12 protein-coding genes are annotated in these 10,916 nt (G+C 33.6%); 4 read left to right on the top strand and 8 right to left on the bottom strand.

The features are described from left to right. The first annotated feature begins 269 nt into the window (after positions 1-269). From B6D18_RS11490 to B6D18_RS11480, 3 genes are all read left to right on the top strand, one after another. A complete protein-coding gene (locus tag B6D18_RS11490; protein WP_086364572.1) occupies positions 270-626 on the top strand; it encodes an ArsC family reductase in 357 nt (118 codons plus the stop codon). Positions 627-639: 13 nt separating this feature from the next. Beyond that, positions 640-1,779, top strand: a complete 1,140-nt coding sequence (gene dapE / locus B6D18_RS11485) for a succinyl-diaminopimelate desuccinylase (protein WP_086364571.1) — start codon at positions 640-642, stop codon at positions 1,777-1,779. 103 nt (positions 1,780-1,882) lie between these two features. Continuing rightward, the gene (locus B6D18_RS11480; protein ID WP_086364570.1) at positions 1,883-2,068 is read left to right on the top strand and encodes a YpfN family protein; all 186 of its coding nucleotides are present in this window, start codon (positions 1,883-1,885) and stop codon (positions 2,066-2,068) included. A gap of 8 nt (positions 2,069-2,076) precedes the next feature. Here B6D18_RS11480 and cysZ read toward each other — a convergent pair whose 3' ends face one another. The 7 genes from cysZ to B6D18_RS11445 all read right to left on the bottom strand — a co-directional run bounded on the left by cysZ (position 2,077) and on the right by B6D18_RS11445 (position 8,836). Beyond that, positions 2,077-2,886 (bottom strand): sulfate transporter CysZ, encoded by an 810-nt coding sequence (gene cysZ, locus B6D18_RS11475; protein WP_086364573.1) that lies wholly within the window; start codon positions 2,884-2,886, stop codon positions 2,077-2,079. Positions 2,887-2,993: 107 nt separating this feature from the next. Continuing rightward, positions 2,994-4,928, bottom strand: a complete 1,935-nt coding sequence (locus B6D18_RS11470) for a tRNA-binding protein (RefSeq protein WP_086364569.1) — start codon at positions 4,926-4,928, stop codon at positions 2,994-2,996. Between the two features lie 3 nt (positions 4,929-4,931). Further along, on the bottom strand, positions 4,932-5,387 hold the full coding sequence (locus tag B6D18_RS11465) for a DUF441 domain-containing protein (RefSeq protein ID WP_086364568.1): 456 nt from the start codon (positions 5,385-5,387) through the stop codon (positions 4,932-4,934). Next, positions 5,387-6,097: a phosphoribosylaminoimidazolesuccinocarboxamide synthase gene (purC, locus tag B6D18_RS11460; RefSeq protein ID WP_086364567.1), complete on the bottom strand. Its 711-nt coding sequence runs from the start codon at positions 6,095-6,097 to the stop codon at positions 5,387-5,389. The genes B6D18_RS11465 and purC overlap by 1 nt, the downstream gene beginning before the upstream one ends. 199 nt (positions 6,098-6,296) lie before the next feature. After that, the gene (gene bamC / locus B6D18_RS11455; protein WP_086364566.1) at positions 6,297-7,067 is read right to left on the bottom strand and encodes an outer membrane protein assembly factor BamC; all 771 of its coding nucleotides are present in this window, start codon (positions 7,065-7,067) and stop codon (positions 6,297-6,299) included. A 36-nt stretch (positions 7,068-7,103) separates the two neighbouring features. Further along, positions 7,104-7,982, bottom strand: coding sequence for a 4-hydroxy-tetrahydrodipicolinate synthase (gene dapA, locus B6D18_RS11450; RefSeq protein WP_086364565.1), 879 nt, complete (start codon positions 7,980-7,982; stop codon positions 7,104-7,106). A gap of 95 nt (positions 7,983-8,077) precedes the next feature. Continuing rightward, positions 8,078-8,836, bottom strand: a complete 759-nt coding sequence (locus B6D18_RS11445; RefSeq protein ID WP_086364564.1) for a Nif3-like dinuclear metal center hexameric protein — start codon at positions 8,834-8,836, stop codon at positions 8,078-8,080. Positions 8,837-9,606: 770 nt separating this feature from the next. Here B6D18_RS11445 and rnt point away from each other — a divergent pair. Continuing rightward, entirely contained in the window at positions 9,607-10,272 is a 666-nt protein-coding gene (gene rnt, locus B6D18_RS11440) for a ribonuclease T (RefSeq protein WP_216818963.1), read from the top strand. 69 nt (positions 10,273-10,341) lie between these two features. Here rnt and B6D18_RS11435 read toward each other — a convergent pair whose 3' ends face one another. Then, complete coding sequence (locus B6D18_RS11435) at positions 10,342-10,680, bottom strand: Grx4 family monothiol glutaredoxin (protein ID WP_086364562.1); 339 nt, start codon at positions 10,678-10,680, stop codon at positions 10,342-10,344. Positions 10,681-10,916 lie beyond the last annotated feature (236 nt).

The following is a 10,916-nucleotide window of genomic DNA, read 5'->3' as shown; positions in this document are numbered from 1 at the left end:
GTTAAATACTGATAATTTTTAGAAAAACTCTGTTCCACAAAACGTTGATAAAATATATAAATTAAGTTTTTAGTAACTATGGTTTTATACTTTCTATAAAAATTTTCCAAAAAAATCGGCAATTATTAATCCATAAAAACCCCTTTCCTCAACTTTTTTAATTAAAAAATTAGCTGTTTTTAAATTAAACCCTCGTCTCTCTTATTTGCTGTCTTTTGCGATTAACTGCTATAATCAATTTTTTCTATTTCTAATTTGGGAATATAGCTATGTATATTATTTATGGCATTAAAAATTGTAATACCATGAAAAAAGCGTTTACTTGGCTTGATGAACATCAAATTAATTATCAATTTCATAATTATAAAAGTGATGGTTTATCTGCGGAATTATTAAACGATTTATTAAAATTAGTTGATTGGCAAAGTTTATTAAATACTCGTGGTACAACTTGGCGTAAACTGGATGAAGCACTGCGCAATCAAATTGATAATCAAGATGCTGCAATTAAAATCATGCTAGACAACCCATCTATTTTGAAACGCCCATTACTTATTGATGGTAAACGAGCATTATTAGGCTTTTCTGAAGAAGGCTATTCACAATTTGTTAAACCTCAACAATAAGATCGAGAATACCATGACAGAACCCGTTATTGCCCTAACTAAAGCATTGATTGCTGAAAAATCAATAAGTCCTGATGACAAAAATTGCCAACAGATGATTATCGATCGCTTAAAACCACTCGGTTTTGTTATTGAAGAAGTCAATATCGGCAACACTAAAAACTTATGGGCTTATCATGGTAACTCCTCAGGAAAAACCCTAATGTTTGCTGGCCACACTGATGTTGTACCAGCTGGTGATGAAAGTAAATGGAACTCCTCGCCATTTAAACCAATTATTGATGAAAATGGCATACTGTATGGTCGTGGAGCAGCAGATATGAAAAGTGGTGTGGCAGCTATGGTTTGTGCGGCTGAATCATTTGTCATAAAATACCCTGATCATGCTGGACGAGTCGCCTTCTTAATTACTTCAGACGAAGAAGCTGATGCCTGCGATGGTACTGTTAAAGTCGTTGATTTATTAATAAAACGCCAAGAACATATTGACTATTGTATTGTCGGTGAACCATCAAGTGATAGTGTGTTCGGTGATCAAATTAAAAATGGTCGACGAGGCTCTTTAACGGCAAATTTAGTCGTGCATGGTATTCAAGGCCATGTTGCTTATCCTCACCTTGCAGATAATCCTGTGCATCGATTTGCACCAGCACTAAATGAATTAGTCACAACAGTATGGGATAATGGTAATCAATATTTCCCACAGACCACAATGCAAGTAGCTAACATTAATGGCGGAACTGGTGCTGAAAATGTTGTGCCTGGTGAGTTATCCATTCAATTTAACTTCCGTTATAGTAGTGAGTTGACCGATGAAATGATTAAGTCAAAAGTCGAGGCTATTTTACAAAAACACAACTTAAATTATACCTTGAACTGGCGATTATCAGGACAACCGTTCTTAACCCCCCAAGGTGAACTAACCAACGCTACAGCAAGTGCCATCAAAAAATTTATACAGATTGATACCAAATTATCAACCAGTGGCGGTACTTCTGATGGCCGTTTTATCGCTAAATTGGGATGTCAAGTCATTGAATTTGGAGTAATAAACGAAACCATTCATAAAGTAAATGAAAATGTTAATTGCCAAGATATCATTACATTACAAGCTATTTATATCAATATTTTAGAACAATTGTTACTTGCTTAAATATTTACTCAGTTAATTGATATTTGCGTGTTACGTGAACCATAATGACCAAACACGCATATCAACCAATTAGCAGCAAACCTATAACGCAAAGGGGATAGCAATGGAGTGGCTTAAAGATTATTGGTGGCTAATTATTATCGTGTTGATTGGAATTTTTATTAATACCATTAAAGCACTAAATAAGCTAAGCTATAAACACTATTTAGAAAAAAAGAATGGGATAAAACCTATCCCTTATAATAATGATGAAGATGATGACTGGCCATCTCAACCAAAGCAGAAATAATTTATCTATTACCGAAAATCATGACTTTGACTAGTAAATAGAGCTTGATGACGGTAACGATCTACCCACATTGCTGTCGCACCACAAACCGCAATTGGCATAATAATTAAATTTAATAATGGCACCATAGTAAAAAAGCTAATCAAAATACCAAATAATAAATTATCTGCTTTATGTTGCTTTAATAATTGGCACATACGTGCATAAGATACTTTATGATTATCAAATGCATAATCAGCATATTGAATATTGATTTGCCAAGCAGTAAATAAAAACCAAACTATTGGCGTAACCGATTGACCTATGACAGGAATAAAGTAGCTAAGTAAAATGGGAATCGCCCATAACAAATAATTAGCTAACTTTTGTAATTCCCGTTTTAAAATTCGTGGCAGATCTTTAATCAAACTGATCCATGAAGTATCTGGTGCCGGAATTCCGGTTAATTGAGCTTCAACCTGCTCAGCTAGCAATCCATTGAAAGGGGCAGCAATAATATTAGTGATAGTACTAAAAAAATAACAAAATAAGATCGCCAAGGTTAAAATCACAATAAAACTGATAATATAACCTAACCAATGTAACCAACTTGGTAAAAACGATAAGCCCCAGTCTACCATGCCGGTAATTGAGACAAAGAACCAGTAAAAAAGTGCTGACATAATAATGATATTAGCAAGTAACGGTAAGAAAACAAACCTTTTTAGGCCAGGGCTAAATGCTAATGCCCATCCTTCAAGAAAATATTCAATGCCGCTTTTGGGGTTCCGATTTTGGTTAGGATCTGAATATTGATGATGCGATGGCTGTTCTAACATAGGTGTTGTCACAATTTATTCCTTTTACTTTAATTTAGCGACATTTTAAACGTAGATTAAATTCAACCGCAATACACTTTATACTTTTTAGTATTAAATTAATTAGATTACATACAATCAGATTGGTTATTTTTAAACCAAGATTTAACTTCATGTTTAATAGATTTAATTAATTGATTACGTCCGGTTAATTGATATTGTTTTATTAATTCTGATTCACTAATCTTGTTTAGCACTAATGCTTTAAGTAATGGCATTGGTGTTTTACTATGGTTAACTTTTGTATTAGCCAAACGACACAATGAAGCATAACAAGCTTCAAACGGTCGATGATAATCACAAAATCCGTGTAAAACTTGATAATCATCTAAAGATAAATTTTGCTGATCATTGATTGTTAACAATTGATTAAACGGTAAATCGATAATCGCCGCAAGCCAATAGGCATTGCGTTGTAAACTCTGTACTAAACGTTGTGTTAATAAATGACCTTGCTGAGAAATTGGCTTTATTGCCATCATAGAATAACTACCTGAATTCGTTTGTTTATGGCTCGCAATGTGTACCAATTCAAATCCACAAGCAAGCCAAAATTGATAATTTGCTTCACTATAAGCAAAACTAACCGAAATAAAATCATTATCATTTATCGTTGCATGTTGATAAATACGTTGTACTAAATGTTTAGCTATCTTTTGACGACGATAAGGTTCAATAACCGCAATACGGTTAATTCTAACCGACTTAAGTTTAGCTGCCAGTTTATCACCGGCATGAGCTACCAGTGATTGCGCAACTAAATTACCTTTAGGTCGGCGCGTACCTCGCCATACATCATCAATTAGCTCATTTGGTAAATTACCTTCATTAATCGTTACTGCTGCTGCAACAAGTTGTTCGGTACAGTTGACTTGCCATACCGATAAATTTTCTGCATCAAATAATCTTCTTAAATCAACCAATGTTGTTTGATAATGCGCCATTTTCAATAAATAAAAAACTGATTTTAGTGCGTCAATATCATGCCTTTCAGTGATAGAATAACTAATTGCATGTTCATCAATTTGCGATTTTATATCGTTATTTGATACGCCATTGAGTAACAACTTATCAGTTAACCGTTCTAAATCATCGTTATCTTGCCAACGGATTGGTTTATCTAAATAAAATCGCCTAGTGAATTGTTTTTTCAATAACTTTAGTAAAAAACCTTGCCCAGTACCTTCATAACCTTCCACGGTGGTGGTTAGTAAAATTTTGCTTTGTTTAGATAATGCTAATTGCAACATTTTTTCCAGCATTGGTAATGGTATCATGGCAGCTTCATCAATAATCAACCAATCAGGAAATTGATAATCATTCATGACCGTTAATTGATCAGGTGCATAGAACGATATATCAGCCTTAGCAAACTGGAAAAAAGTAACTAATGCATTTTTATTGGGTGCAGTTACCCAACATCTTCGATGATGAGTAAACAGTCCTGCCAATGCTGATTTACCTCGGCCTCGTTTAGCAATTAATATATTTAGTGAACTATCACTTTGCAATAATTGTGTTAACACTATTTGCTGTTGAGTTACATCACTATCTTGATTATCCAAAGATTGAATAATTGGCATATCAATATGTGCAAATTCCAGCAATGTTTGCTGTAAATGACGAATAAAATTAGGCACCATAATTGGAGTGGTTGATTCATTCCAACGTAAACTATCTTGATCAAGCCAATTAGAATAACTTTCAGGTAAAAGTAAAATAAGGACACTATTTTTAATCAAGGTACCCACTAACATAGCAAAAGCATCAAGATTAAAACCGTCAGTGGCATCAAAAATAGCATGCTTAAACTCTTGTCCAAGTAAAGATTTAGCTTTATTTGGATTAATATAATGGTCAATAGCATCTGGTAAATCAGTTTGCGTAGTAACCGTGATCCAATCACCTGGAAACTGATAAATTATAATGTTAATTTTATTAAGTAATTGGGCACGAGAACCTTGTAACACCCATAATTTTCTGGTGCTAGTAGGATTAATCATCAATTAACTTCTTCCAATTAATAGTGACAATATACCAGCTGCAATTAATGGTCCAACCGGCACACCCTTGAAGAAAGCAACCCCAATCAAAGTACCAATAATTAAACCATTAACAATAGTAGGATGAGCGCCAATTAATGATATCCCTCGAGTACCTAACCATGACACCAAAATACCAACTAAAATGGCTAAAATTGATTGCCAAGTGGTGAATGATTTTAAAATTTCGCTGATTTTTAATGAACCATCAGCCAAGGGAACCATCATTGCTGCGGTTAAGATAACAATACCAATTGTCAAGCCGTATTGATTTAAGAACGGAAAATAGCTTGCAAGGGGTGTTAATTTAAATAACAACAACAGCAATACCGCAAAGGTCACTGTGTTATTATGCGTAACATAACACAGTGCAGCTAAACCTAATAAAAGAAAAAAAGAGATATCAAATTGGGCAAACATTAAAGTGGAACACCAATACGTTTGGCAACCTCTTCATAAGCCTCAATGACGCCGCCAAGGCCTTGACGGAAGCGATCCTTATCCATTTTTTTCAAGGTTTCTTTTTCCCATAAACGACAACCGTCAGGGGAGAACTCATCACCTAAAGTAATTTCACCCTTAAATAAACCAAACTCTAACTTGTAATCAACTAGAATTAAGCCCGCTTTATCGAACAACTCGGTTAAAACAGTGTTGATTTTAAAGCTAAGTTCCTTCATGGTAGCTAACTGTTCGTCAGTTGCCCAGCCAAATGATTTACAATGTGACTCATTAACCATTGGGTCATGTAGTGCATCATTTTTTAAGAATAGTTCAAATGTAGATGGATTAAGGACTTTCCCCTCTTCGACACCTAAACGCTTAACTAATGAACCAGCAGCACGGTTACGCACCACACATTCAACTGGCACCATGTCAAGTTTCTTAACTAACACTTCATTGTCTGATAAAAGGTCTTCAACCTGAGTTGGAATACCTGCTTCACGTAACTTTGTCATAATAAAATAGTTAAATTTATTATTTACCATTCCTTTACGATCTAACTGCTCAATGCGCAGTCCATCAAAGGCCGATGTATCATTACGGAATTCAAGGATCAGTAGATCAGGATTGTCAGTGGTGTAAACAGTTTTTGCTTTACCACGATAAAGCTCAGCCAACTTCTTCATGTTTATAACCTTATATCAAATTGCCAATAAATAATTAAGGAGCTATTCGCCCCTTAATTTCAAATCCAGTATTGTTACTTTATTGTATAATCTTCATTATAGTATCAATAAAAGTAATCAAAAGTCACTCTACTATTGGGTTAAAATAGGCTTTGTGCTGTTTTAACTCTTTTAAATGATAAATTATCGGAACGTTAAATTAACGATCATTTCTGATGCTATCGCGGATATCCTCTTTAAGATCTTCTTTCAGCGCTTTATTTGGATCTGATTCTTTATCATCTTTTTTATCTTCATCTGTTTTTTCTTTAATAGGTACAGTTCGTAGCGATTCAGGAGCAACATCATCCATTATTTGATTAGATAATCCAACAGTATAACGTTGAACTTCAATAGGTTGTGACATAAGGTCACTGCCATCTCGTGTTAATGTATGTAACACAATGGTAATTGTTTCTGTTTCATCCAATATTTGACGCTTAAAAATATATGATGCTTCAACCGCTCGTTTTTCATCCCCTCGAGAAATAACAGCATTACCTGTTTTAATCGTATTATTGTCACTTGCAACGATTGGAATATTTTGTTTAGCCAATGTGTTGGGGATACGATTCCAGACACCACTGCTAATTGGGGTATTAAACGTCACCATACCATCATTATAAATAACAAAAGCTTCATCAACAGTAACAATCGGTACTGTTGGTGGACGAATATCAAGTTTTTTACCTAATGCTCCTTCAATATTGCTACCATCTATATAAAAATCACCTACTTCTACCGGTACTGAAACACCTTCAGGAATAACTAACGCTTTTAAAGCAGGTGAATTAAGATAATCTTCACTACCATCAATCTCTCGTTTATAATTTTGATCACTACTACAGCTCACAAGAAATATAGACGCAACTGCAGATAAAATCGTTGTTTTTTTAAAGGCATTGCATTTTAATACAGTTTTATTCAACATAAATTCCTGCTTATAAATTAAGAGTTATAGTCAATATTACAGTAAATTAGCATCTTTCAATGCTTGCTCAACTACCGGAATAGAAGCATCACTTAATGGTAGTAATGGTAAACGAATTGTTCCATTTGCCATTAAACCTAATCTGGTACAAGCCCATTTTGCAGGAGTCGGATTAGGTTCAATAAATAAATTTGTATGTAACGCCATTAAAGTATCATTTAAAGCTCGAGCCTGTTGAATTTGATTATTAATTGCCAACTCATAAACCGTTGCTACTTGTTTAGCAGCCACATTAGCAGTAACTGAAATAACACCATTACCTCCTAAAATTATGAAGTCTAAGAATGTCGCATCATCACCGCTTAATAACTTAAATTCATCACCAACTAATTTACGAGTTTTATATACACGAGAAAGATCACCTGTTGCATCCTTCAATGCCACAATATTCTTAATTTTTGCTAATCGACCTACTGTTTCTGGCTTAATATCACTACAAGTTCGGCCAGGTACATTATAAAGGATCTGCGGTAATTCAGTATTTTCTGCGATAGCTTTAAAATGTTGGTATAGACCTTCTTGGGTTGGTTTATTGTAATAAGGTGCCACAGTTAAACAACCTACCACACCAATATTTTCAACTTGACGAGTTAATTCAATTGCTTCTTTAGTAGCATTTGAACCAGTACCGGCAATAATATCAATTCGCCCATCAGCATAATCAATAGTGCGCTTGATGACATCAATATGTTCATTATGATCAAGAGTTGCTGATTCACCAGTAGTTCCTACTGATACAATAGCAGAAGTGCCATTTTTAATATGATATTCGACCAATTTTTTTAAGCTTACATGGTCGACATTTCCTTTCGTATCCATTGGAGTAACAAGTGCGACCAGACTTCCTGTAAACATAAAGCGACCTCTCATATTTTTGATGTTAAAACAACTTAAAGATTAAAAAAACTGCGAATAAGTATGCGATATTTCTTATTTAAATTCAACATTTGTTATGCAGGATTATCAATATCGACAAAAATAGTTTCTAACTCATAGTGATTAGATAACCATTCACCTAATTTTTTTATACCACAACGCTCAGTTGCATGATGGCCGGCGGCATAAAAATTTATACCATATTCTCGAGCGATATGAATAGTACGTTCCGATACTTCACCAGTAAAAAAGGCATCAACGCCTTGCTGAGCTGCTAATTCAATAAAATCTTGACCACCACCACTACACCATGCTACTCGATTAATTACTGTAGGCGCACTATCACCACAAAACAGCACTGAACGTTGGCCATTATGTAATTTCTGTTCAAGTTTCTGTTTAAACTCTAGCGTGGTAAGTGGATTGTTTAAAGTGCCTGTGAATAAAAGATCGGTTATGTCCTCACGCATATCAACTGTTATATCCAACATTTGCCCTAGCAATACATTATTACCTAAAATAGGATGACCATCTAATGGCAGATGATAGCTATATAAATTAATATCATGTTTGAGTAATGTTTTCATACGATGATATTTAATTCCGGTAATAGTTTGTGGTTCATTCTTCCAAAAATAACCATGATGAACCAATACTGCATCAGCATTAAGCTCCACTGCTTTATCTAACAATAATTGGCAAGCGGTAACCCCAGTCACAATTTTTTTAACTTCTGAACGTCCTTGAACCTGTAATCCATTCGGCGCATAGTCACGATATTTTGTCACTTGTAATTCATTATTAATGATTTGTTGAAGTTCAAATTGATGCAAAACAACCTCACTTTTTAAACTTAATCTTTTCTATGCATAGGAAACACAGCCCAATACAAATATTTAAATTAATTGAATTTTCAATAAAACCAACTGTCAACTCACTAATTATAGTCGTTTTATTAAAATATCTCACGTATATTATCGAAAATAGATTCCGATTTAACTATTGAAATTTATATTAAACAGACATTGATATAAAGGATTTACTAAACAATAAAAACCATAGGTTAATTTATTATTGAAAAACAAGCAGAATTCCCTCATGCCACCGCTGTATGAACTGCATTTATTTTACTGAAGGCCTAAAGCGTTAAGGCTATTTAAGTGATTAAATCAATCTAGATAATACCCACTATTTATAGTTAAATATAAAGAGTGATAAATAGATAAATGAGTCAGATAACAGATTGAGATTTCTTGTCAATTTTAGATAAGTTTAATCATTATATTCAAATTAATCGCAATAATTATTCCGTATAAAAAAACAATATATAACTAAATTCTAAATTTACTAAATTTTATAAAAATATTAATAGTTCTAATGTATGAATTGATTGTTATTTAAACCCTTTAGCAAGACAATAAAATACTCATAAATAAAAAATAACATAAGCAATCTAGGCAAAACTTTCATCCAAAACACTTTAAGTTTCTTATAATTCAACGTTTAATCTAAGTAAACAGTTAAAAATTACGGTTAATCTAGTCGAAATAAGCAAAAACTGGCATAATAGCCAATAATTTTTGCCAAAATAAGACAATGTATTGTGCCAAACGCTAAATTATGTGAACGCTTTCGTGGTTTCTATCCTGTTGTAATTGATATTGAAACATCAGGCTTTGATCCTAATCAAAATGCAATTTTAGAAATTGCAGCTATTACATTGAAAATGGATGAAGAGGGCTTTTTAGCACCAGATGAAACGCTACAATTCAATGTAAAACCATTTGAAAATGCAATTTTAGAACCGACAGCTTTAGCATTTAATGGTATTGATCCTGATAATCCGTTACGTGATGCAGTTGATGAAAAAATCGCATTAGAAGCGATATTTAAACTTGTAAGAAATGGTATTAAGGCCAATGACTGTACCCGAGCAGTTATTGTTGCTCATAATGCTCATTTCGACCATAGTTTTTTAATGGCTGCATCTGAACGAGCAGGCATCAAACGCAATCCTTTTCATCCTTTTGCTACCTTTGACACGGCTTCGCTTAGTGGATTAGTGTTTGGTCAGACTGTCCTTGCAAAAGCGTGTGAAGCAGCTGAAATGCCATTCGATCATAAACAAGCCCATAGTGCCTTATATGATACCGAAAAAACAGCCATTTTATTTTGTGAAATTGTTAATCGCTTTAAACGACTTGGCGGTTGGCCATTACCGCATAACGAGCAGCAAGCTAAAGCAGACACTGAGCAGCCATTAGATTAAATGGCAAAGTCAAAATTATAAATAAAAAAGAGAGTTGCGAACTCTCTTTTTTACATACAAAATAAACAATTATGGTTTATGTTTTTCAGCAGTCTGTTTGATCAAGGTCTGCAATTCACCAGTCTGAAACATTTCTAACATAATGTCACAACCACCGACTAATTCACCTTCAACCCAAAGTTGCGGGAAAGTTGGCCAATTAGCATATTTTGGTAATTCAGCTCGAATATCGGGATTTTGTAAAATATCCACATAGGCAAAAGGTACACCACATTGTGATAATACTTGTACCGCTTGAGCTGAAAATCCACAACTTGGTAATTTGGGTGACCCTTTCATATAAAGAATAATCGGATTTTCATCGATTTGCTTTTTAATCTTATCAAGTGTGGTTAATTCAGTTGTCATTAGGTTGATTCCTTAATATGTCATAACAATAAAGATACTATTTTAACGTAGAATAAAGTCAAGTTATATAGATTTATTTGTTTACTTTGATAGAAAAATATCAATTATGAGAGCCCTTATTTCATAACTTTTTCGTTTAAAAAAGTGCACTCCTCAAAATTTTTTGAATAACTAATATCAACTATTAACTTTGTTATAAGAAAAAAATATAACTATATATAAATATATTATTTAAC

Source organism: Gilliamella sp. A7 (genome assembly GCF_002142015.1).
GTDB classification, from domain to species: domain Bacteria; phylum Pseudomonadota; class Gammaproteobacteria; order Enterobacterales; family Orbaceae; genus Gilliamella; species Gilliamella apis_A.
The sequence above is the reverse complement of the archived record's forward strand: the minus strand, read 5'-3'. Positions and strand labels throughout refer to the sequence as shown.